A 23,976-nucleotide genomic window follows, 5' to 3' on the forward strand; every position below is an offset into this window, starting at 1 on the left:
TCTCAGACTCCCTTCCCGTGGGCTTCTGCGGGAGGGAGATCTCGGAAATCTGGAATCTAATAATCATGTTCATGAATAAATTCCTGATATCAGGAGAGTTGCAAGGACTTTTTTATGGCTAAATGCCAGAGAAGTAAAATGAACTTGAAGCGATGGCAGGCTAGCTAGTAAGCTTTTACGGCAAAGAATTCAGCAGCAATAAGCTGAAAAAGACTGATAATAAAAGTGACTTATATGACAGAGTTCGACTACATCATTGTGGGAGGTGGCTCTGCAGGCTGTGTTCTGGCTAACCGCCTGTCTGAGAATCCTGACCATCAGGTCTGCCTGGTAGAAGCAGGAGGCAGCGACAAGTCTCCCTTGATTTATATACCTGCCGGAGCCGCAATTACTGTGCCCCATGGCTTTCACAACTGGCAGCTGAATGCCGAGGCTCAGTCCACCATGAATAACCGGGATATATACTGTCCCCGGGGAAAAACCCTTGGAGGGAGCAGTTCCATCAATGCCATGCTGTATATCAGAGGGCAAAAAGAAGATTACGATCAATGGGCTGCTCTGGGGAATGAAGGTTGGTCTTTCAATGATGTCTTGCCTTATTTTCTAAAATCCCAGAATCAGGAAAGAGGTGCTTCTGAACTTCATGGCATCGGTGGCCCGCTGAATGTTGCAGACCCCAGAAGTCAACACTGCTTGAGTGAAGCTTTTATTAAAGGTGCGATAGAAGTCGGAGAAAAAAACAATCCGGACTTTAATGGTGCCGATCAGGAAGGTGTAGGCTGGTATCAGGTGACACAGAAAGAGGGTCAAAGATGCAGTTCAGCGGCTGCTTATCTGCACCCTGTCATGGATAGACCCAATTTGACGGTTATGACCAAAAGTCATACTGCCAGGGTTATCCTTGAAGGCAAAAAGGCTATTGGGATTGAAATTGTTCGAGGCGTTACCAGAAGGAAACTCTTTGCTCGAAAAGAAGTCATTCTTTCAGCTGGAGCTTATGGTTCTCCGCAGATTATGCTGCTTTCAGGCATCGGAGCCGGAGATAAACTGGCTCCCCACAATATTGACTGTTTGCATGAACTGCCAGGTGTTGGTGAAAACCTTCAGGAGCATCCTGATGTTCTGGTTGTCGCCAATGACAAGACTGCATCATCAATGGCTTTTGCCAGGCCGATGGGAATGGGCAGGGTTATCAGGGATGCAGTGAAATACATCTATAAAAGAGAAGGTTTCCTGACAAGTAGCCTTGCAGAGTCGGGCGGATTTATAAAATCCTCTCCGGAAGTTGAAAGGCCTGATCTGCAATTGCATTTTATTCCAGCGGCTATGGAAGATCATGGTCGTAAACTTTCAAGATATCTGCAGTACGGGTTTTCGATTCATGTATGTATCCTCAGGCCTGATAGCCGAGGTCGTGTATCCCTTAACAGTGCATCCCCCACGGATAATCCCGAGATTCAACTGAATCTTCTGGAAAAACAGGCCGACATGGACTGTCTGGTGAGAGGGATCAAAAGAGTGAGACAGATTATTCAGTCGTCTGAGTTGTCCCGCTACGCTGGAGAGGAGTATCTGCCAGGCTCGGATGTACAGGACGATGATGAGCTTGAGTCTTATATAAGAAATAATGCCAATCACATTTATCATCCGGTGGGTACTTGCAAAATGGGAGCTGATGACATGGCTGTAGTCGACACTCGTCTGAAAGTTCACGGGCTCGAAGGGTTGCGGGTGGTTGACGCCTCAATCATGCCAACTCTGATCAGCGGGAATACCAATGCGCCTGCAATGATGATCGCTGAAAAAGCAGCGGACATGATTCTTGACAAAAATCAGCCAAAAATTCATTTTGAAAAAGTGACGGAAACAGAAAAGACGCAGTCCAGGATTTCTGTTTATTCCTCTTGAGCGAGCCGTGTAGCGGGTAAAACACACAGCTCAAAACACACAGTATTTTTCTGCCTTGATCATCAGAGCACTCAGCGAGCATTTTCCCAAATACCGGGCATCTGCTACCTGATGAACAGGTGCATTTTATTACAAATCCCTGTCAGACTAATGTCACCCTTTCTCTTTGACGAGGCAAAGTTTCGGGTGACATCGTCTCTGGACTCTGGAGCCAGGCTGACACCAACTGTCAGGCTGGCAGGGATTCTTCCCGGGAAGTCTGTGTGCTCTGGTCTGCGCTTTCTCCACCACCAGGAACGACACGAGTGGCTATCAGCCCCTTGGGTCCCTGACCAATTTCAAATTGCACAAGCTGCCCGGCTTTCAGCGTCTTGAAGCCGTCCATTTCGATAACGGAGTAATGTATGAGTACGTCTTGATTTTCAGTGGCTTCCTGGGCCTGGATGAATCCATATCCCTTAGGATTGTTAAACCACTTTACTGTACCTTCCAGCATAGCTTCCATTTCCTTCTTGGTCGCTTCCATACAGCGCGATTCCTACATTATTAACATTGAAGGAACTGCCGGGAAACAGCAACCCTTGTTGTTTTATTTTTAGTCACATTTCTGTTCTGCGTCGTCCATATCACAGAGCTCTTTTTTGGTGATGTCTCCTCGGCTAGAAAGCTTTCATGCCAAGAATACAGCCTACATTTCCATATAGAGCTAAACCTATTATAAGACCATATTGACGCGAGATAACAGCCCATTTTGATATTCAGGAATAGATAAGACAGTATTTTTGAGAATTAATTATGCTGCAGAGGATTTGTGAACTTTATATGGTTTTTTTTGGGTGGCCCCTGGACGACTGGTAACTCTCTCATCCAGGACCATTCAATCCAGGAACCGTCGTAGTTTTTTATCCTGCTGTATCCCAGTATCTCGGAAAGAACAAAAAGGGTATGAGCCGAACGGACTCCGGACTGACAGTAAACAACGATCTCTTTATCAGGTGTGATACCCGCTGACAGAAACAAATGTCTTAATCGTTCTTTGTCGAGGAATCCATTTTCATTGACAGTTTGCTTGTATTCAAACCAGATACTTCCGGGAATCCGGCCATGGCGATAGGCTCCTGACTTTATGGTTTTACCGGTGAATTCATCCAAACTTCTGACATCCACCAGTAGGGCGACGTTCTCTTTTTTTGCTTGAATCGACTTTACCTGTTCCATCTCAGCAAGCCATTGAGGATGAGGTGTCCCCGTGAACTGGTAATTGGATCGTTCAGGTGTTTGAGGCGATTTGAAATTCAGCTTTTTTTTGTGCTTTTCCCAGACCGACAGGCCTCCATCAAGGATAGAGACCTGATCATGACCATAGAGTTTCAGTAACCACCAGAGACGGGCTGCATTCATGCCTTGCTGATCATCGTAGAGAACAATCTCCGTTTTTGGAGTAGCACCCAGTCGGCTTAATAGTTCGGACAGTTTCTCTCTGCTGGCTCTCATTCCGGAGTAGGGATAATCATCTGCGTCAGCCTGAAAAGCCGGGCGCCAGATATTGTGAGCACCGGGAATATGACCCAGCAGGAAGCGAAACTTGGGGCGTACATCCAGAAGCAGCAGGTTACTGGCCTGCCGGATCTTTTGCTCCAGGTCGTCAAGGCTGAGCACCGCGTTTGCATGGACTGGCACTGACATCACAACAGACAACACTAAAATCAGAAGAGTCATAGGCTTCTTTCGGGCCGATAAAATTCTCGTGAGGTTTAGCTTCAATCGGAACCATTGAACTCCATGGAGCCTGAGGCGGGCAGGGGGAACTGCGCCATAAATCGTTGATCGATCCAGTTTTTCCAAAGCCATATTAAACGCCCTCTGGTACTGAACCAGCCTCTTGATGCAATGGCTCGACCATCTGCACAGCTTAGCAGAGAAAGAAATTGTTTCTGTGGACGGTAGGGTTCCAACGTTTTTTTCTCGAGGATGTTACAAATATTTTGAAACAGGGTCGGAGCCTGTCGAACCGCATAAACTCCCGACTTGGCCTGTCTGGAGTGAGTGAATTCTGCGACATCACCAGAAGCGAAGACATTGTCATGGCTGACGGATTGCAGCATGGGATTAACGTGGATAAATCCCTCTGGACTGGTTGCAAGCGAGCTTTCAGAAGGCCAACGAGCGGGAGCTGCCGATGTAGCCAGTATCAGGGCATCATATGGCAGGCGGTCATTTTGATCACTGATCAGGGTTTTATCTTTGACTTCGGTTACCCGAAAATGAGTGTGTATTTTAATAGGCTTTCGTTCAATTTCCTCTTTGGCCATTTTTTGAACTTTCGGCGGATAGCCCTTCAGAATACCCTGAGCTGTGACAATATGTATTTTGAGGGAGTGAAGATGCTTGAAGCGTTGGTGAAGGGCCATTGCTACCTCAACACCTGCAGCCCCGGCACCCATAATGGCCAGAGTAAAACTTTCATTCTGCTTAATATGTTCGGGCAAAGGCTGTCCTAACCAGGATAAAAAAGGCCTGATAGGCTTTATAGTGATGCTGTCTTTTGTATCAATGACACGAGCTTGTGTAGAGCCTGTATTGATGGAGAGTATGTCGTACCCCAGTCGGTCACCATTCAAAAAAATCAATTCATTCGCTTTGGTATCTACCCCCGAGATAGTCGCTTTAAGGAATCTGCATTTTGATTCATGGGCCAGCAACTCAAGATCAATGTGGGACTGCTCAGCACTATATTGTCCTGAAATGACACCAGGAAGCATGCCTGAATAAGGGGTATAGCGACTGGCAGAAACCAGAATAAAATGAGCGGGAGGCGTTTGCTTCTTCTGAAGCCTTTTCAGGAACAGTGCATGGGCATGGCCTCCTCCGGCCAGAACAACTGTAGGCTTAATGGTATTAGTCATACTGCTCTCTCAATTGTTGGATTTACCACTTTATCTGCCGTCAGGAACGCTCTTACTATGATTTTACTTTTTTCTGCCGATGCTGTCCGGATGGATCTTTAAAAAAAGGGTACTTCCAAACGTCCGGAAAACGTTTTGGCATGCTTCATAGTCTAAACTGTCATGACTTCGTGGCAGCGATAAATGAGCGGTTTGAGATGGATATCCTACTATCCGATGGAATAACAAAGCTGGTTCGCGATGCCAGTGATACTTGTGAAGAGTGAAGTAAAAGGAAAAGGATCAAGCAAAGAATAACGCAAAATACTTCTCTCAGCTCATGGCTGTTGATGATGGAGGTGTGTCTCTGGTGTCTGGAAAATTATCCCTTTTGCCACTGACCATGCTGGTAACAGGAAATATGATGGGTGCCGGTATTTTTCTGTTACCTTCATCTCTGGCCAGCTATGGTTCAATCACTCTTCTGGGGTGGATTGTTACGGTTATTGGCGCGGTAATGCTATCTCTGGTTTTTGTTCGATTGAGGTCAGATTGTAAACAGGGTTCCGGTCTCTATGCTTATATCAGGGGAGGACTGGGACGTTATATCGGGTCACAGGTTGTTTATGGATACTGGGCTGCCATATGGATTGGCAACATTGCGGTGGCTCTGAGTGGTGTGGCCTATCTCAGTTATTTCTTTCCTGTGCTCGATGGTCCCTGGGAAACCGCCCTGGCTGCCATTGCTGTCATCTGGATCCTCAGTGTGATCAATTTGACCGATATTCGTCTTTTAGGTCGTCTCCAGATCATTACGGCTTCCTGCATGCTGGTGCCTGTGATTATTGTCAGTACTCTGGGCTGGAGTCAGTTCGAAACGGTAAACATCATTAACTCCTTTAATGTGACCGGACAACCGTCCAGTCATATCTTGTCTGAATCCATCACGTTGACGCTCTGGTCTTTTATAGGTCTGGAATCAGCCTGTAACCTTGCATGTCACGCCAAAAATCCGAGGCGGGATGTCCCCTGTGCGACATTATTAGGCACTCTGCTGGCTGCTCTTTTCTATATTCTGAGCACCACGGCAATGATGGGTATTGTACCTAACGATATTCTGCAAAGCAGTGCTGCACCTTTCTCCGTAACAGCCAGCTATTTGCTGGGTGACCGGGTCGGTGAACTGGTCAGTGCCATGGCTGTTATTGCCTGTTTTGGCAGCCTTAATGGCTGGATTCTTATGCATTCCCAGATAGCCATAACGGCCTCTTCGGAAGGACTTTTACCTAAAGCATTCAGGGTGTTGAATCGTTATGGATCACCTTGGAAAGGCCTGTTAATCACCGCCATTCTGATGTCAATAATGCTTCTGTTAACGGTGGAGCCTACAGTTCAAAAGCATTTTGAGTCTATCGTACTGATTGCGGTTTACATTATGTTGCTGACTTATTTCTGTGCCTGTCTTTCCTGCTTCCAGATTCAGCGGAGAAAACCCGGAGGGATTACTTCAGGCTGGTTTATTATCATTCTTCTGGCGTCCGGTTACTGTCTTCTCGGTTTCAGTGGGGCTGGCTATATGGTTTTTTTATACGGTACGGTGTTGATTGTCTTTGGTGGTGCAGTTTACCGGTATCAGCATCGGGGTAACAAAAAACCGGATCCTCTGGAGGACCCGGCTAATGGATAAAGAGGTTGTTTGAGCTTTTTCAGGCTGCCTCGGTCTCTTCATTTTTTTCCTGTCTGGGCAGACCGTAAATGGTTTTTACACCACCCCACTCATCAACAGACTCCATATGCACATCAAAGCCCCACAGTCTGTGGATATGTTTGATGATTTCACGAGTACTGTCAGAATCTACCGGGCGACCCCGGTGCATGAAGTGGCGCATGGTAATGGAGCGGTCACCGCGGGTGTTTACGCTGTATACCTGAATGTTGGGTTCACGGTTGCCCAGATTGTACTGTGCGGCAAGAGATTCCCTCACCTTTCGGTAGCCGGAGTCGTCATGAATGGCGCTGACTTCAAGATATGGGTTGATTTCATTATCGTCGATGCAGAACAGCTTCAGATCTCTCATCACCTTGGGTGAAAGATACTGCATGATGAAACTTTCATCCTTAAAGTTCTTCATGGCGAAGTGAACGGCTTCCAGCCAATCCGAACCGGCCAGATCAGGGAACCAGCGACGATCTTCTTCTGTCGGGTTTTCACAGATCCGGCGGATGTCCTGAAACATCGCAAAGCCCAGAGCGTATGGATTTATGCCACTGTAACGGGGGTCATCAAAATCAGGCTGGAACACCACGCTGGAGTGCGAATGTAGGAACTCCATGATGAAGCCTTCTGTAATGTGACCCTCGTTGTACATTTCGTGCATCAGGTGGTAGTGCCAGAAGGTTGCCCAACCTTCGTTCATGACCTGAGTCTGACGCTGAGGATAGAAGTATTGAGCCACCTTGCGAACGATCCGTATGAGTTCTCGTTGCCAGGTATCCAGTAGAGGGGCGTTTTTCTCTATGAAATAGAGAATGTTCTCTTCCGGATCTCTTGGATAGCGCTCAGTCTGCTTTACTTCATTCTCTTCACGAAGAGGAATGGTTCGCCACAAGTCATTCAGGTTGCGCTGAATGTATTCTTCACGCTCTTTGATTCGCGCTTTCTCTTCCTCTGGTGAAATAGGACGAGGGCGCTCATAGCGATTGACACCCTGATTCATTAGAGCGTGACAGGCATCGAGCAGCTCTTCCACTGCGTCAACACCGTGCTTTTCTTCGCACTCTGCAATGTAGTTTTTAGCGAACAGCAGGTAGTCAATAATGGAGTCTGCATCTGTCCACTGCCGGAACAAATAGTTACCCTTGAAGAAAGAATTGTGTCCGTAACATGCGTGTGCGATAACCAGTGCCTGCATAGGCATGGTGTTTTCTTCCATCAGATAGGCAATACAAGGATTGGAGTTGATCACAATCTCATAGGCCAGACCCATTTGTCCGCGCTGGTAGTTTTGCTGGTTACTGAGAAACTGCTTACCGAAGCTCCAGTGGTTGTACATGAGTGGCATACCCACAGAAGCATAAGCATCGAGCATCTGTTCGGAACTGATGACTTCTATCTGGTTGGGGTAGGTGTCCAGTTGATAGCGTGCTGCCAACTTTGCCAGTTCTCTGTCGTATTCTTCCAGCAGTGCAAAAGTCCACTCTGAGCCTGTGGAAATAGGCTCTGCACGACGTGGTGGCTTCTGAACACTGGCAGCTTCGGAGGAAGGCCCTGCTGTATGCGGATTAATGTCCTGCTCATAGCGTTCCCTGTCAGGCATTTTGACCCTCCTTCTTTTCGAACAGTTTGCGGAACACCGGATAGATCTCTCCAGCATGTCGTATCTGCTGCATGGCAAAATGACCTTCGTGGTTCTTTTCGATGGTTTTGTATTCATGCCACAGGTTCTGGTGGTGACGATCAGTAATTTCTACATAGGAGTAGTACTGAGTCAGCGGCAACAGTTTGTCGACAATAATATTACGGCACTTGGCAGAGTCTGCTTCCCAGTTATCGCCGTCAGACGCCTGGGCTACATAGATGTTCCACTCACCGGGGGAATATCTCTCAGTCACTATTTCGTCTGTCAGTGTCAGTGCTGAGGATACAACGGTGCCACCGGTTTCCCGGGCATAGAAGAAGTCGTGCTCGTTACACTCACGGGCTTCACTGTGGTGACGAATGAAAACAACTTCAATTTTTTCGTAATTGCGCTCCAGGAACAGGTAGAGCAGCAGGAAAAAGCGCTTGGCAATGTCCTTGATTTCACGGGTCATAGAGCCCGACACGTCCATAACACAGAACATGACCGCCTTGCTTGAAGGCTGCGGCACTTTTACCAGGTTGTTGAACTTAAGATCGAACTCGTCGATAAAGGGCAGACGCTTGAGTTTTTTGTTCAGCTCAGCAATCTGATCCATCAGCTTTTTTCTCAGAACTTCATCGTTGCTTTCCGGGCTTACTTCCATTTCACGCAGTTGACGCTTCAGGGCGCGAATTTCTTTCCTTTCTTTACCGGATAGAGCAATTCGACGGGCGTGGGCTGCTCTCAGGGAGCGAACTACGTTCAACCTGTCAGGAGAGCCCGCAGTCGTATAACCTGCTCTTTTCAGTTTAAAGTCGGTGGAATCCCTGAGTTCTTTGCGAACCAGATTGGGCAGCTCGAGATCTTCAAAGAGATATTCCAGGAACTCTTCACGGTTAATGGAAAAAATGAAATCGTCTTCACCGGAACCGCTGTTGCTGGCCTCGCCTTCACCGCTGCCCTGACCAGCTCCGCCCTGAGGGCGCTGGAAACGATCGCCGGCAGTGAATTCTTTGTTGCCCGGATGAACCTGTTCCACACGGCCACCGCGACCATGATGAAAAACCGGTTCTGACACGTCTTTTCTGGGAATGCTGATGTCACTGCCGCTGTCAACGTCAGTAATAGAGCGTTGATCGACAGCATCCTGAACTGCCTCTTTTACCAGACCTTTATAGCGCCTCAGGAAACGCTGACGGTTGACCGTACTTTTCTTTTTCGCATTGAGGCGCCGGTCAATTATTATGCTCATAGGACGCTCTCCTTGGGTGCTTAGCCCTGGCTGCTTGTTCTATCCAGAACTATTTTCCTGGTGCCATGGCCATGTCGTTCTTTGAACAATGACCATTTTTCCTGATTAAACAAGATGCACAAGCGCCCGCAAAGGCGCTGTGGTGATTAATCAAGAACGCTGCCATGGGCCGCAAATGGGCTCATGACTTACTGTGACTTACGAACCCGAATGTACCACTCGGACAGCAGGCGAACCTGTTTTTCTGTATATCCATACTCAACCATGCGCTTAACAAAGTCTGCGTGTTTGCGTTGGTCTTCGTTCGAGCCTTTGGCATTAAAGGAGATCACTGGCAGCAGATCTTCTGTGTTGGAGAACATCTTCTTCTCGATCACCGCACGCATTTTCTCGTAGCTCAACCAGCTTGGGTTCTTGCCTTCGTGGTTGGCCCGGGCACGCAGAACAAAGTTAACCACTTCGTTACGGAAGTCTTTCGGGTTCGCGATGCCAGCAGGCTTCTCGATTTTTTCCAGCTCGTCATTCAGGGCGCTGCGGTCCAGAATGTGTCCGGTATCGGGATCACGAAATTCCTGATCCTGAATCCAGAAATCAGCGTAAGTGATGTAGCGATCAAAGATGTTCTGCCCATAATCGGAGTAGGACTCCAGGTATGCGGTCTGAATTTCCTTACCCAGGAACTCAACATATTTGGGTGTCAGATATTCCTTGATGAAGCGCATGTAGCGATCAGTCAATTCATCCGGGAACTGCTGCTGTTCAATTTGCTGTTCCAGAACGTACATCAGGTGCACAGGGTTGGCTGCGACTTCGGTGGAGTCAAAGTTGAAGACCTTGGACAGAATCTTGAACGCAAAGCGGGTAGAGAGTCCGTCCATGCCTTCGTCAACACCGGCTGAATCTTTATACTCCTGCAGAGGCTTGGCGTTAGGGTCGGTGTCCTTCAGGTTCTCACCGTTATAGACCCGCATCTTGGAGTAAACGGAAGAGTTCTCGGGCTCTTTGATGCGGGACAGAACAGAGAACTGGGCCAGCATTTTCAAAGTGTCAGGTGCACAGGGCGAATCTTTCAGAGAGCTGTGTTCAAGCAGTTTTTCGTAGATACCCACTTCTTCATTGATGCGTGTGCAGTAAGGAACCTTAACGATGTTGACACGATCAATAAATGCTTCGTTGGTCTTGTTGTTACGGAAGGTCTGCCACTCGGATTCGTTGGAGTGCGCCAGCAAGATACCTTCAAAAGGAATGGCCCCCATACCTTCTGTAGAGTTGTAGTTACCTTCCTGAGTGGCAGTCAACAGTGGGTGTAGAACCTTTACAGGTGCCTTGAACATCTCCACGAATTCCATCACACCCTGGTTGGCACGGCACAGTGCGCCAGAGAAACTGTAGGCATCCGGATCGTCCTGAGAGAATTCTTCCAATTGACGGATATCTACTTTGCCAACCAGGCTGGAAATGTCCTGGTTGTTCTCATCACCTGGCTCAGTCTTGGCAATAGCCACCTGATTTAAACGACTAGGGTAGACTTTAACAACACGGAATCTGGAAATATCGCCACCAAATTCGTGCAGGCGTTTAACCGCCCAGGGAGACATGATGTATTTCAGGTAGCGGCCGGGAATGCCGTATTCTTCGGTTAGAATCCTGCCGTCTTCGTCGGGATTAAACAGACCCAGTGGTGATTCAAATACGGGCGAGCCCTTGATGGCATAGAATGGTTTCAGTTCCATCAAAGCTTTGAGACGCTCAGCAAGAGAGGACTTACCGCCACCTACCGGACCCAGCAAATAAAGAATCTGTTTCTTCTCTTCCAGACCCTGTGCAGCATGTTTAAAGTAAGAAACAATCTGTTCGATCGCTTCTTCCATGCCATAGAACTCTTCAAAAGCAGGATAGCGCTTGATCAACTTATTGGAAAAAATACGACTCAGACGTGGGTCACGAGACGTATCGATAATGTCTGCTTCGCCAATGGCTGACAGCATTCTCTCTGCCGCATTGGCATAAGCACCAGGGGTGCTCTTGCATAGGTCGAGGTATTCCTGAAGGCTCATCTCCTCTTGCTGAGTTGATTCATACCTTTCCTGATAGTGAGAAAAAATAGACATATCCGGCTCCCCCTCGCCACGACCTCCATGATCATAGGCGTACTTATTTTATTGTTGGTCTGGGCACTGTAATTTGAACGCGAATTGTTACTGCGATTCACACGACACTGTAACTTTATAAGTGCTCTGTGTGTGTTGGTCACAGTAAATGTTATAGAGACTATCCGTATAAATGTCTACTTCTTTTCGGACTTTTTCTTGTCTGGGTAGAGGAGGGTAACTTGTTGATAAAAAAGGAAAAATATAATTTTCGAGAGAGTTAGCCAATCTATCTTATAGGGGTTTTCAGACAGTCACCAGTGAAAAATTTTGAACGTTGAAGTTGTAAGGAGAGCCGTCGTTCAGGAGTTTGATCTTGAGCACTCTTTACCTCAAGATGGGCAGTAAATACTAAGATCAAGGCTATTGGCAATATGACTAATCATTTTCATGGCTCGAACACTGTTGCCAGCCTCATCCAGTGGTGGTGAGAATCCGGCAATGGCCATCTTTCCGGGAACAACAGCCACTACGCCACCACCAACACCGCTCTTATCTGGCAAACCCACCAGAAATGCCCAGTCCCCATTGATAATTGCCAGTGTAAAAACTGTGAACTTCTTAACACTGACTTCGGGAGATGAATTGTCAGCCGTAAGGTGTTTACCCCATTCCACACATTGTTACCCCAGGAGGGGTTGTTACCCTGGGAGGGGAGAGTCGTCTGGTAAAAAAGTCAGGCTAGCCTGAGCAGAGGTGAGTCATTTGGACTTGAAGCCAGTGTGGTTATAGCTGGATGAATCCCCTTCGTTACCCGAATTTTCTACAGGATGATTCTCAAAGTAATCAAGGCAACGTCTGAGGTCATCAATCAGTAAGTCTGACAGATCCCGACTGAAACCATGACGAACGAGAATCCTCATGATAACCAGATCCTCACGGTTGGCTGGCATTGAATAGGCTGCAATCTGCCAGCCCCTGATGCGAATGCGATCCGACAGGTCATATAGGTTAAAGCCGGGGTTAACGTTCTGCTTCAGTGACCAGCTTATGGCCGGAATCCCGCCATTTCCATTGTAGATTACGTCGAACAAACCCAGGCTTTCGATCTTTTTGCTGAGGTATTGGGCTGTGTCATAACAGGCTTGCTGTATACGTTGATAACCCTCTTTTCCAAGACGCAGGAAAATATAGTATTGAGCCGCAATCTGACCTCCGGGACGGGAAAAGTTCAGAGCAAAAGTTGGCATATCACCGCCAAGATAATTGACCCGGAAAATCAAATCCTCAGGCAAATCTTCATGATCTCTCCAGATGACCCAGCCAACGCCTAAAGGTGCCAGACCAAATTTGTGACCGGAGGCGTTGATGGACTTTACCCTTGGCAGTCTGAAATCCCAAAGTAAATCTGGCTGGCAAAAAGGAGCAAGAAAGCCGCCACTTGCGGCGTCGACATGTACCGGGATATTGAGACCAGTATCCTCCTCAAGTTTATCCAAAGCCTTGCAAACCGCCTCTACTGGTTCATACTGGCAGGTAAAGGTGACGCCCAGTGTTGGAATGACACCAATCGTGTTTTCATCACAGCGCTTAACGGCTTCTTCCGGAGTCATTATAAGACGGTCGCCTTCCATTGGAATCTCACGAAGTTCTATATCCCAATAACGGGCAAATTTGTGCCAGCAGATTTGCACCGGACCGCAAACAAGATTCGGCCTGTCAACAGGTTTGCCCTGTTGCCTCATCCGCTCACGCCATCGCCACTTAAGAGACATACCGCCGAGCATGGCAGCTTCGCTTGAGCCAGTAGTGGAACAGCCCAGGGTGTTTGCTGCATCCGGTGAATTCCACAAATCAGCCAAAATATGCACACATCGTTTTTCCAATTCTGCTGTTTGAGGGTATTCATCCTTGTCGATCATATTTTTGTCGACACATTCATCCATGATTGCATGAATCTCCGGATCTACCCACGTCTGGCAAAAGGTGGCCAGATTTTGACGGGAATTACCGTCCAGCACCAGCTCATCATGAACGACCTGATAAGCATGCCGAGGATCTTCGGATGTTTTCGGCATTTTGTACCTGGGCATACTGACGGACAAATCAGACGATGCGTAGACGTCATCAGTCTTTTGATAGTCCCTGCTATAGCTTCGATGGATAGAGTGAAGAGGCATGGCTGCAGTTCCAAATCACTGGAAATGAGAGATAAATGACATTAGACCCGACAGGATAAAACGGTAATAAGAGTGTAGCAAAGTTCTTGGAAGTAGGCTGAGATGACGAAAAGTTTACGAAAAGTCGGCCCCGAGCAATACCCTTAAATGCAATTTTGGTAACACTTTTATCTCCTGAAAAGCGCCATCAGTGAATAACTGAGAGCAGTGCAATGAATACCTTTAACTTAATCGAACAACTCGCCATTATCACAGGCTTTTGCCAGTCATGGAAAGTTGTCATAAAGGGCGTTGTCAGACAGTCACCAGTGAAAAAAATTGAACGTTGAATTCGTAAGGAGAGCTGTCGTTCAGGGGACTGATCTTGAGCCATCTATACCCGCACTAGTCGATTTTATGATACATCCGGCTTGGTTGAAGATAATGAAATGCTTTTGTTCCCGTAAATCTTGTTTTTCAACTTGAACCGGTCGTAATGCCATATCCAAAGTTGGGGGTTTTCCCTGATCACCTGTTCCATTCTGTGCATCAGTTGTTGAAGGTCGTGCTGGGTGTCCAGTTTTCTGTTACCGGTTCGGGTCAGTGGCAGAGGCTCAAAATGCAACTGCCATTGATTATTTTCAAACGTGCAGTAGTGAAAGAGAACGGGAGTTTTTAGAAGATGAGCTGTCATGATTCCGCAGGCAGGGGCCCGGGTTGCCTGTCCAAAAAATGTTACAGGCATCTCTTTTGAGCGGAGATCGCTGTATAGAAATACGGCTTTTTTCTTTTTCAGAGCCTGAAGCAGGGCAGTGGGGTCACCTTTCACAATGGGCTCAATGCCGACCCTCAAAAGAAATGCTTTTCCGAACTTATGAGTCAAAGGCGACTGCTTTCCTGAACCAATCAGGGTAGTTGCCGGTAAACCCCGTTGTGAGAGTGCCAGGGTTCCCAAATCAGGAGGGCCCAAGTGGAGAGAGAGTACAACCACACCCTTGTTTTCTGAAAGGGCGCGGGCAATGACATCCTGATTGTTGAGCAGATAAGGCACTTTATCAAGAAAAGGCAGGGTAAGAATATAATCAACGGTGTGACGTGCAGACTGTCGAATGATCTGTTTATGCGTCTTCTCGGATACAGGCAATAGAGCTAGTTGTAGTGACGCTCGGGCAATATGCCCCTTTTTAGCTCGCAAGACGTAAGAAAATATCAGGCCTATGACAGAATAAAGCACCTGAGGCGTTCGAGACAAGAGCCCGATTAAGAGATCCAACACTGAGTCCTTCCAGCCGGACTTTAAGAGTATCGCCATTTTTATTCTTGTTATGTAAAAAAATTGTGAGAACCAGATTAGGTGAAGGAATGCTTTATTACCAGTCGATGGGCAAAATTTGTACTTTGTTGTTTATGTTGCACAACGCCCCGGATACAGGGAAGTTGCTTAGATGCTGTATTAAATGCGGTCATTGTGTTGAGCCTTAATGAGCTTCCCGTCGGGTTATGTTTTTGAAAGAGATGAGCTAAATCGCTGTTTTCTAGTTTATTAACTTGTTGATTTTATTTACAATAAGGGTCACTCTTCATTCCATCAAGGAATGCTGCCCTGATAATATTTGTTGGCCTTGGCTATGGGTAATCACAACAGGATTCCTGATTTGAGGCTGCTCAGCTGGATAGTTGTTTAATGATTTTTCTTTCCTACCTGCTGCTCGGTGCTCTGGCCGGGACTCTGGCCGGTCTGTTCGGGATTGGTGGAGGGCTGATAATTGTTCCGGTGCTGGTATTTAGTTTCGAACTGCAAGGATTATCTCCCGATATTCTCACTCATCTGGCTGTGGGTACCTCGCTTGCCACTATTGTTGTTACTTCAGTCAGCTCCATTAGGACTCATAATGCCAAGGGTGCTGTTCAGTGGCCTGTTTTCAGCGTTTTGGCTCTGGGGATTCTGTTGGGTTCATGGCTGGGGGTTTACACAGCGATCCAGATGTCAGGTTCTATGCTTCAGAAACTTATTGGGGCATTTGCCCTGGCAGTGGCTGCAAAGATGTGGTTTGGCTTCAAGCTTTCTGAAAGCAGCAAGGTACCGGCACGACCAATACTGGTGGCAGCTGGAGGTGTCATCGGTTGGGCTTCCAGTATGTTTGGCATCGGGGGTGGAAGCCTGTCGGTACCCTTTTTGCGCAAGTGCAATCTCTCAATGACTGATGCGGTGGGGACTTCTGCTGCATGTGGTTTACCGATTGCTCTTGTGGGAACTGCTGCGAACATGTTTCTGGGTCGGGAAAACGAGCTGCTGCCGACGATGAGCACTGGCTATGTCTATTGGCCGGCATTTCTTGGCATTGTCTTGACCAGTATGCTCTTCGCCCGCTTTGGCGCTCAGTTAGCCCATAAGCTGCCTTCCGAAAAGCTGCAAAAACTCTTTGCTCTCCTGCTAGTGATAGTAGGGTTTAAGTTTCTTTTCTCAATGTAAAAGAGTCCGGCCAGCTGGCTCACTCCTCTGTACAGCTGATACACTGGTCCAACTCGTATCCATGGCACTCCACTCGAACTGAGAGAGAGGGGTGTGTAATAGCAAACCTTGAGAACTATCCGGAATCCTCCTGTGATCCCATATCCTCAAATTGATCCCGTTGCGATCAGCCTTGGGCCACTCAAAGTCCACTGGTACGGCCTGATGTATCTGGTGGGTTTTGCCGGAGGCTGGTGGCTTGCGGTCCAGAGAACCAGGAAATCAAACGGCTTATGGAATCCCGAACAAATCGGGGATTTATTGTTCTACATAGCTGTCGGGGTCATAGTAGGTGGGCGCATGGGCTATGTGCTGTTCTACAACTTTGATTATTTTCTGCAAAATCCGCTCTGGCTATTCAGTATCTGGGAAGGTGGCATGTCTTTCCACGGTGGTCTGCTGGGGGTTCTGCTGGCCGTATTCCTCTTTGGTCGCAGGATTGACAAGAACTTCTTTCAGATGACGGATTTTATTGCCCCTTTCATTCCACTGGGGTTGGGTATGGGCCGTCTGGGTAACTTTATAGGTGGTGAGCTATGGGGAAGGGTAACTGATGTTCCATGGGCTATGGTATTTCCGACAGACCCCTCCCGGATGCCAAGACATCCATCACAGCTTTACCAGTTTGTTATTGAGGGTGTCATCCTGTTTGGAGCACTCTGGTGGTTCTCGGCCAAACCACGTCCCCGTATGGCTGTATCGGGACTATTCTTGTTGATCTATGGCATCGGACGCTTCTGCGTAGAATTCGTAAGGCAACCCGACCAGCAGCTGGGCTTTATTGCTTTTGACTGGATGACCATGGGGCAGTTGCTGACAGTGCCCATGATTTTTCTGGGTGTGGCGCTTATGGTGGTAGCCTATAAAAAGTTCCCACTGGTGGATGGTCAGAATCAGGATGATCGGGCCTGGTTGAAAAAGTATAAACCCAAGCCCGCTAAGGAAGTCAGCCATGAGCGTTAATAACAGCCATGAGCGTTAATATAATAAAGGATCAATGTCATGAAACAGTATCTTGATCTCCTGCGTCATGTAAAAGAGCAAGGAACTTTCAAATCTGATCGGACCGGCACTGGAACCTACAGTGTTTTTGGTTATCAAATGCGCTTTGATCTGTCGAAAGGTTTCCCCTTGGTTACCACCAAGAAGTGCCACCTGCGCTCCATTATTCATGAGCTGCTCTGGTTCCTGAAGGGCGACACTAATATCGCCTATCTGAAGGAAAACGGTGTCAGAATCTGGGACGAATGGGCGACGGACGAAGGTGATCTGGGCCCTGTTTATGGCAAGCAGTGGCGGAGCTGGGAAGGTGTAAACGGAGAAACGTTTGATCAGATACAGTGGCTGCTGGATGAAATAAAAACCAATCCAGATTCCAGAAGGCTGGTCATCAGTGCCTGGAATCCCAGTGTGCTGCCGGACGTAAAGTTCAGCCCTAAAGACAATGCCGCGATGGGTAAGCAGGCCTTACCTCCCTGTCATTGTCTGTTTCAGTTCTATGTTCTGGACGGCAAGCTGTCCTGCCAGCTCTACCAGCGCAGTGCTGATATTTTCCTGGGTGTGCCTTTTAATATCGCCTCTTATGCACTACTCACCATGATGATTGCCCAGGTCTGTGACCTGGAGCTGGGGGATTTTGTTCATACCTTTGGTGATGCCCATCTATACTCCAACCATCTGGAACAGGCAGAAGAGCAGCTAACCCGCAAGCCACTTCCCTTGCCAACAATGAAGTTGAATCCTGTCATCAGGGAGCTGTTTGAATTTACTATTGATGACTTTGAGTTGATTGATTACCAGGCTCATCCTCATATCAGGGCGGCTGTTTCGGTTTAATCAGTTTTCGAGGTTTTCAAGTGCTCTGACGTATCAGGCCAGAGGCAGTTGTTACGTCAGATTGAATCATTAATTTACTTCTTCGTCGAAGGGGGTGGCAACATGGATGGAGTTGAGGATTGAGAACGTCGCGGTATCAGCCTGGGCTTTTACTCCATAGTATTCAACATAGACTTCTGACTGCGATATAGCGGAATCTTCTGCATAGCGACAAATGGCTTCGCTGTCCGTGTATAACTTAACAACGTTAGGCACTTCTACTTCATAAGTTTCATAGGTTAAAACCGTTCTGTGTTCATATTCACGCTTATCGACATTGTATTCAAGAGACGGTTTATAAGTCGGCCTGCTTTTCAGACTCCTGGCGGTGCCACCCAAATGAAGGTATACCGTACATTTGTGGTTCAGTAGCCAACGGGCTACATGGAGCACCAGGCCGAATGTTTGCCGCTGAGTGTAGGTTCCTGAATTTTTTATCGTCGGATTTAAATCTATGCCATTAGGGTATTGTGTAAATGAAGGCGTTTTGGAAAAGCTGCTCTCAACCGGTTGGACATCAATCACTCGATAACCACTGTTAGTAGCGAAGGGGTTAGACCAAAATGGATATTGGTATCTGATCACTAAAGGTTTCCTGGAAACTCTCAGTTTGTCCCAGAGGTAATAAAATTCAGGTTGTACCGATACCTCGTAGGTTTTGGCTGGGTAGTTTGTGCCATTCAAGGTGCCTTTCCCTGCCAGAACTTCCAGCTCTCCGGATTCCCAGATAAAGCCCACTTCCCAGCCTTTTGAGGAAACCGTGCCAACCAGGAAACCAGTTTTCCACCACCCTTCTTTGTCTGCCTGCACCTGCTCGGACAGCAGTTCGGGTTTTAAGGGGGGCGTAGACCAGGCAGGCAGACAAAATACCGAGATTAAGAAGCCGCAGAGCCATTGAGAGCCTTTCATAATGGTGTCCTTACCAGATAGTGAAGTCATAAAGTTCAGACTAGCATTACGTCTGAGGGAGAGTCTTAGGCTTTTTCCGTATTACTGAAGAAAAACCATACTGATAAAGTATCTTAAGGAAATACAATGTCCACGTGGTCAACCAGCATGATGCCTTATCCTGCGTGGATCGCTGCAAGACGAAAGGAGAGATTAAATAACCCATGAAATTGTATGCCAGACAACAGGGAGAAGGTGGGCACCTGGTTAGTGTGCACGGATTATTTGGATCACAGGAAAACCTGGGGGCTATCAATCGGCAGCTTGCAGAAAGATTCATGGTACACGGTCTGGATGTACGCAACCATGGTCGTTCTCCCCATGATGATGCAATGGATTATCCTGTCATGGCTGCCGATGTCGTTGAGTATCTGGATGATCAGCAGATTGAGAAAGCACACCTGCTCGGGCACTCTATGGGCGGTAAAGTCGTTATGGAAGTGGCTTTGACTCACCCTGAGCGGGTAAACAAGCTGGCTGTTATGGATATAGCTCCCGTGCATTACAGGGTGCGACGGCACGACGATGTTTTTGCAGGTTTGTTTGCTGTTGATCTTGAGACTATACAGAAGCGTGGCGATGCCGATCATGCTCTGCGCCAGCATGTAGAAGAGTTGGCTGTTCGAACATTTCTTCTGAAGAACCTTTATCGCAATGACGAGGGAAATTACCGCTGGAGAATGAACCTGGAAGCGATTCATCATAACTACCTGAATATTTCTGCGGGTCATTCCGGAAAGGAGTCCTTTGAAGGTGATGTATTATTCCTGAAAGGCGGTAACTCGGATTACATTCTCGCAGAACACCGTGAAGAAGTACTTAAACGATTTCCAAAAGCAGCCATGAGAGAAATTGCCGGTACAGGACATTGGTTGCATGCCGAAAAGCCAGAATTGGTCGCTCGTACTTTGATGCGCTTTCTTGAATCTTGAAGTTATAAGAAAAGCCGCCTCGAGCGGCTTCACTGTATTGACTTCAATGTCTGGGTTGTTCACCTTCGATGTCATCCCATTGACTGTAATCGTCATCGTCATCTAAATCGTCGTGGGAATCGGCGAGATTTTGACGGAGGGACTTTTTATCCCAATAATCTTCAATGCCTTGTCGAATGGATTTCTTCTTTCTCTGCTTGCAGCGTTCCTTGGCGGTTTGTCTCTTTCTGAATTCCTGACCTGAATCCCAAAAGATCTTATCCTGGTCATCGAACTGCATTGACCTAACCCTGGACATAATCTTACTTCCTTTTTTACTACTCCTAATTATCAATCTAGAAAAAAACAGTCAGGGTTCTAATAAAAAATGCTGATATTGAAGGGGGTTATCAATAGCCGTTAGCAGTGAGATCCGGTTTTAAAGAGTAGCCTTCCAGTCGAACCACCCGTGTATGTAAGGTGCCATCAGGCATTAGCTCAAGCTCTCGATAGCCTGGCCAGCGGTCATCCAGCATAAAATTATCGCATTCAGGCTTGAACTGGACACAAGTAGAAGGGGTAGAAAGAAACCGGGTATTTTTGATGGTCTGATCCCGTTCCTGATGGATATGACCATTGATAACCACCCGGACATTGGAGTATGACTGGATCAGGCTCATAAACTGTTCAGCGTTCTTCAGGCTGATAGCGTCCAACCACTGACTCTCAATGGTGTAGGCCGGATGGTGAAAAGCCACCAGTGTGTGTTTATGCGGGGTCTCAGAGAGGTGTTTTTCCAGAAGCTGGAGCTCTTTGTCCGATAAAAAGCCCGGAACCTGCCCCGGAATCTGGGAATTAAGCATAATGATCTGCCAGGAGCCTGAATCCAGATAAGGACTCATGGCTTGCGGGCTGACCTGTTGCATCAGTTGAGCATCATCATGATTTCCACAAGTCCAGAGATAAGGTTTCTCACTGGTATCCAGAACCGTTTTCAACGATTGGTAGGATTCCAGGCTCTCGTCCTGGGTAAGGTCTCCGGTGACAAGGAAAATGTCCGGGTTAAAGGACGAGGATTGAATCTTCTCCCAAACGTCCAGAAAACTCTGATTGGTGTCTGCTCCCATCAATCTGCGATCAGAAGAGCCGAACAGATGGGTATCCGTTAACTGAATGATGCGTATTCCGGTCATAGGTCCTCTGATAATTCATAATGGGTGCAGCGAGTCTTCTTCATAATTTTATCAGGGAGGCCAGAATAAAGCAGTCACTCTTCGCACGTCTTCAGTTCATATCAGATTTGACTTAAACCATGAGTCAGACAGAAGTTCAGCCATTCGGAAAAAAGCTGATTCAACTGTTCCTTTTCGTCAGGCATGAGCATCTTTTCATTGGGATAAGGATAGATAGCCTTGAAGTGTCGTTCTTTATTAACACTGATGATCTCGGCCATTCTGACATCCAGATAAATTCGGATTCGGAACTCGGGCAGCCTCAGCCACTCACCCCAGGCTGCATCCAGATCGACTTGCAGAACGGTCGTAAAAGGAGCCCGCTCAAGCACCTGAAACCATGCCTGTCCTTTCTTGCCAGCGAAATAAAATGAAAGAGCAACGTTATCTTTTTGCTCAAGATCGGGCAGCAGAAGCATGAGTTTATGAAAATTCCTTTCACACAAGTTTTGCTGCTTGATGAGGTCGGCTTTGTAGCGAGCCTTTTCTGTCCTGGTGTCCATATGCTCAATTGTAGTGCATGGCCGTGCTAAAGAGGAAGGTGACCAGACTTGATCATAACGATAGTGTCTTCCGTTGCCGGTTCAAGATCGTAATTAAAATGTGGGGTTCGTATCCATGTGCCAGCAGGCCAGTCTCCTGAAGCCGTCGAAAGCTTACCAGAAATAACCAGTATTTCTACTCCTCCAGACCTGTCTTGCAGAGGCAGGGTTTTCCCTGCAGGAATTCTGAGGGTAGAAACTTTCTCATCTTTAAACTGATATAGAAACACTTCAACAACACCGGTTGAATCATTCCGGCCCAGGGCTTCGAACATATTGTCTCGAACAGTTTGCCTGTCTGACGGATCAAACTGACATAGCTTCACGAATATCACGCAGCCTTCTTTACTGAAAGGCGCGTGCTGGCTGCCTGGTGGGTTTCGCAGATAGCTACCTGGACCAAAATCTCCCGTTTCGTCGGAAAAAGTTCCTGAGAGTACCAGAATTTCCTCACCATCCGGGTGAGGGTGCGCAGGAAAACTGGCACCGGCAATATACTGAACGATGCTGGTGGCATGTCCTGACTCCTTATCTTCCCGAGCCAGTGGCTTACGGAACACTTTACTGGCGGGGCTTGGTTGCCACTGCTGATTTTCGGTTTGAATAACAACGGATTCCTGAAAGTTCATGTTCAGCATGGAATATTACCTGTTTAACTATAAGACAATGGATGACCATTCGGTGTCGGTTTCCTGATCAAACAATTATTGGATTCATGGTCGCCTGTATTAAGAAGCCAGTTCAAATCTTTTCACATTGAGTTTATTGCTTTTGACGACAGGTAAACTAGTGTAAATTCAGCGAGTTGCGCTTGAGTAACAACGGGTAAACCGACATTATTGTTCGGCTTTCGGGCCCATTTTTCAAGGAACTGGAGATATGCCAAAAACTTATCTTAAAGGCTTTTTACTGGCAGCCCTGGCCAGCTCAATTATGTCTGCCCAAGCGGCTGAGACTGAATACAACTTGCTGGAAGTATATAATCTGGCGTTGAAAAATGATGCCCAGCTGGCCGCTGCACGTGCCGATATGATGGCGACTCAGGAAGGTAGCACCCAGGCAAGAGCCCTATTGCTGCCCAATTTGTCTTTGTCGGGTGGAACTCAGTACAACAAAACATCTCTCGAGGCAGCCGTCAGTGACGTTAAAGACGATTATAACTCTCATACCTGGGGAGCTACTTTAAGTCAGCCATTGTTCAATATGGCCAGCTGGTTTGGTTATGATTCTGCCAAGTTTCAAAGTGCCCAGGCAGAAGTTACTTTTGGCTATGAGCAGCAGAATCTTATTCTCAGGGTTTCAGAAGCCTACTTTAATGTGCTGAGAGCTGAAGACAGTCTGACCACTGCCATAGCCGAAGAAAAAGCGGTCAAACAGCAGCTGGATCAGGCTCGTGAACGCTATAATGTGGGTCTTATTGCTGAGACTGATGTTCTCGAAGCCAGAGCACGCTACGACGATGCTCGAGTAGTCCGGATTGACGCTGAAAACAATCTTTCAGTGTCTTATGAGGCTCTGCGTACAATCGTCGATCAGGATATTCAGGACATTGGCAAGCTCAATAAAACCATGCCCGTTACTGCTCCCACACCTGCTGTCTCTGATGAGTGGGTCAACAACGCGCTCAAGAATAACCTGCAGCTTGAGGCCGCACGTGAAAGCCTGAAAGCCGCAGAGAGCAATATCAAGGCCAAGAAGTCAGGCCATGCTCCAACTGTTGATGCTTTCGCCAGCTATAACTACAACTCCAGTGATGCAGACTCTGCCAGAGCAGACACTACAGGTAACGGGATCAGGACCGGTGATGGCGACCAGACTGTGGTAGGCGTTAAATTTAACCTGCCCCTGTTTGCCGGTGGTGCAACCAGCTCCCAGGTTCGCCAGGCGACTTACCAGATGGAATCGGTTCAGCAGAATTACGACAAGGCGTTGCGCGAGATTAACTCCGGTACCCGTAACCTGTTCCGCACCGTCAATTCTGATGTCGCTCGTGTAGAAGCCCGTTGTCAGGGTATTGTCTCTTCTGAAAGTGCGTTGAAAGCGACAGAGAGCGGCTATGAAGTTGGTACCCGTAACATTACCGATGTTCTCGATGCCCAGAAGACACTGTTTGCTGCCCAGCGTGATTACCTGAATGCCCGCTACGACTTTATCGTGAACACATTGAAGCTGAAGCAGACAGCAGGTACCCTGAATCCGGAAGACCTTACCCAGCTGAATAACTGGATAGTGTCTTCAGAGGAGATGTCCATTCCTGCCCAGTGTCGTGCTAACTGACAGAGACATTTTGGTTTAAACAGGCTTGGATGACAAAATAATAG

Annotated in this window: 21 protein-coding genes; 7 read left to right on the forward strand and 14 right to left on the reverse strand. The window is 47.4% G+C overall.

All coding sequences use genetic code 11. The features are described from left to right. Positions 1-234 precede the first annotated feature (234 nt). Positions 235-1,908, forward strand: coding sequence for a GMC family oxidoreductase (locus ACOMG9_RS05265; RefSeq protein ID WP_448216068.1), 1,674 nt, complete (start codon positions 235-237; stop codon positions 1,906-1,908). 229 nt (positions 1,909-2,137) lie between these two features. On the opposite strand, the gene ACOMG9_RS05270 is transcribed toward ACOMG9_RS05265, so the two are convergent. The 3 genes from ACOMG9_RS05270 to ACOMG9_RS05280 all read right to left on the reverse strand — a co-directional run bounded on the left by ACOMG9_RS05270 (position 2,138) and on the right by ACOMG9_RS05280 (position 4,814). Beyond that, complete coding sequence (locus ACOMG9_RS05270; RefSeq protein WP_422132645.1) at positions 2,138-2,434, reverse strand: cold shock domain-containing protein; 297 nt, start codon at positions 2,432-2,434, stop codon at positions 2,138-2,140. A 263-nt stretch (positions 2,435-2,697) separates the two neighbouring features. After that, positions 2,698-3,627: a sulfurtransferase gene (locus ACOMG9_RS05275; RefSeq protein ID WP_422132646.1), complete on the reverse strand. Its 930-nt coding sequence runs from the start codon at positions 3,625-3,627 to the stop codon at positions 2,698-2,700. 41 nt (positions 3,628-3,668) lie between these two features. After that, entirely contained in the window at positions 3,669-4,814 is a 1,146-nt protein-coding gene (locus ACOMG9_RS05280) for an FAD-dependent oxidoreductase (protein ID WP_448216069.1), read from the reverse strand. A gap of 349 nt (positions 4,815-5,163) precedes the next feature. On the opposite strand from ACOMG9_RS05280, the gene ACOMG9_RS05285 reads away from it, so the two are divergent. Beyond that, positions 5,164-6,480: an amino acid permease gene (locus ACOMG9_RS05285; RefSeq protein ID WP_422411342.1), complete on the forward strand. Its 1,317-nt coding sequence runs from the start codon at positions 5,164-5,166 to the stop codon at positions 6,478-6,480. Positions 6,481-6,499: 19 nt separating this feature from the next. On the opposite strand, the gene ACOMG9_RS05290 is transcribed toward ACOMG9_RS05285, so the two are convergent. From ACOMG9_RS05290 to ACOMG9_RS05315, 6 genes are all read right to left on the reverse strand, one after another. After that, positions 6,500-8,110 (reverse strand): SpoVR family protein, encoded by a 1,611-nt coding sequence (locus tag ACOMG9_RS05290; RefSeq protein WP_448216070.1) that lies wholly within the window; start codon positions 8,108-8,110, stop codon positions 6,500-6,502. Beyond that, complete coding sequence (locus tag ACOMG9_RS05295) at positions 8,103-9,386, reverse strand: YeaH/YhbH family protein (protein WP_448216071.1); 1,284 nt, start codon at positions 9,384-9,386, stop codon at positions 8,103-8,105. Before ACOMG9_RS05295 ends, ACOMG9_RS05290 begins: the two co-directional genes overlap by 8 nt. Before the next feature lie 188 nt (positions 9,387-9,574). Further along, entirely contained in the window at positions 9,575-11,497 is a 1,923-nt protein-coding gene (locus ACOMG9_RS05300; RefSeq protein WP_422132651.1) for a PrkA family serine protein kinase, read from the reverse strand. 371 nt (positions 11,498-11,868) lie between these two features. Continuing rightward, complete coding sequence (locus tag ACOMG9_RS05305; RefSeq protein ID WP_448216072.1) at positions 11,869-12,153, reverse strand: glutaminase; 285 nt, start codon at positions 12,151-12,153, stop codon at positions 11,869-11,871. Between the two features lie 84 nt (positions 12,154-12,237). Next, positions 12,238-13,656 carry a glutamate decarboxylase gene (gene gad / locus ACOMG9_RS05310; RefSeq protein ID WP_448216073.1) on the reverse strand — a complete coding sequence of 473 codons (1,419 nt, stop codon included), beginning with the start codon at positions 13,654-13,656 and terminating at the stop codon, positions 12,238-12,240. Positions 13,657-14,050: 394 nt separating this feature from the next. Then, a complete protein-coding gene (locus ACOMG9_RS05315; protein ID WP_422132655.1) occupies positions 14,051-14,947 on the reverse strand; it encodes a lysophospholipid acyltransferase family protein in 897 nt (298 codons plus the stop codon). A 372-nt stretch (positions 14,948-15,319) separates the two neighbouring features. On the opposite strand from ACOMG9_RS05315, the gene ACOMG9_RS05320 reads away from it, so the two are divergent. From ACOMG9_RS05320 to ACOMG9_RS05330, 3 genes are all read left to right on the forward strand, one after another. Then, a complete protein-coding gene (locus tag ACOMG9_RS05320) occupies positions 15,320-16,108 on the forward strand; it encodes a sulfite exporter TauE/SafE family protein (RefSeq protein ID WP_448216074.1) in 789 nt (262 codons plus the stop codon). Between the two features lie 132 nt (positions 16,109-16,240). Further along, positions 16,241-17,110, forward strand: coding sequence for a prolipoprotein diacylglyceryl transferase (lgt, locus tag ACOMG9_RS05325; RefSeq protein WP_448216075.1), 870 nt, complete (start codon positions 16,241-16,243; stop codon positions 17,108-17,110). Between the two features lie 39 nt (positions 17,111-17,149). Then, a complete protein-coding gene (locus ACOMG9_RS05330) occupies positions 17,150-17,983 on the forward strand; it encodes a thymidylate synthase (RefSeq protein WP_448216076.1) in 834 nt (277 codons plus the stop codon). 69 nt (positions 17,984-18,052) lie between these two features. Here ACOMG9_RS05330 and ACOMG9_RS05335 read toward each other — a convergent pair whose 3' ends face one another. Then, positions 18,053-18,931: a hypothetical protein gene (locus tag ACOMG9_RS05335; RefSeq protein ID WP_448216077.1), complete on the reverse strand. Its 879-nt coding sequence runs from the start codon at positions 18,929-18,931 to the stop codon at positions 18,053-18,055. A gap of 203 nt (positions 18,932-19,134) precedes the next feature. Here ACOMG9_RS05335 and ACOMG9_RS05340 point away from each other — a divergent pair, with 203 nt between their 5' ends. Next, complete coding sequence (locus tag ACOMG9_RS05340) at positions 19,135-19,902, forward strand: alpha/beta fold hydrolase (RefSeq protein ID WP_448216078.1); 768 nt, start codon at positions 19,135-19,137, stop codon at positions 19,900-19,902. 43 nt (positions 19,903-19,945) lie between these two features. Here ACOMG9_RS05340 and ACOMG9_RS05345 read toward each other — a convergent pair whose 3' ends face one another. From ACOMG9_RS05345 to ACOMG9_RS05360, 4 genes are all read right to left on the reverse strand, one after another. Next, positions 19,946-20,200, reverse strand: a complete 255-nt coding sequence (locus ACOMG9_RS05345; protein WP_422132661.1) for a hypothetical protein — start codon at positions 20,198-20,200, stop codon at positions 19,946-19,948. 91 nt (positions 20,201-20,291) lie between these two features. After that, positions 20,292-21,074: a 3',5'-cyclic-AMP phosphodiesterase gene (gene cpdA / locus ACOMG9_RS05350; RefSeq protein WP_422132662.1), complete on the reverse strand. Its 783-nt coding sequence runs from the start codon at positions 21,072-21,074 to the stop codon at positions 20,292-20,294. 101 nt (positions 21,075-21,175) lie between these two features. Then, positions 21,176-21,532: a DUF1249 domain-containing protein gene (locus ACOMG9_RS05355; RefSeq protein WP_448216080.1), complete on the reverse strand. Its 357-nt coding sequence runs from the start codon at positions 21,530-21,532 to the stop codon at positions 21,176-21,178. Between the two features lie 110 nt (positions 21,533-21,642). Beyond that, positions 21,643-22,293 carry a cupin domain-containing protein gene (locus tag ACOMG9_RS05360; RefSeq protein ID WP_448216081.1) on the reverse strand — a complete coding sequence of 217 codons (651 nt, stop codon included), beginning with the start codon at positions 22,291-22,293 and terminating at the stop codon, positions 21,643-21,645. Positions 22,294-22,534: 241 nt separating this feature from the next. Between ACOMG9_RS05360 and ACOMG9_RS05365 the strand changes: the two genes are divergently transcribed. Next, on the forward strand, positions 22,535-23,932 hold the full coding sequence (locus ACOMG9_RS05365) for a TolC family outer membrane protein (RefSeq protein WP_422132665.1): 1,398 nt from the start codon (positions 22,535-22,537) through the stop codon (positions 23,930-23,932). The last annotated feature ends 44 nt before the right edge of the window (positions 23,933-23,976 follow it).

The sequence above is a fragment of the Endozoicomonas sp. PH6C genome (genome assembly GCF_059322965.1).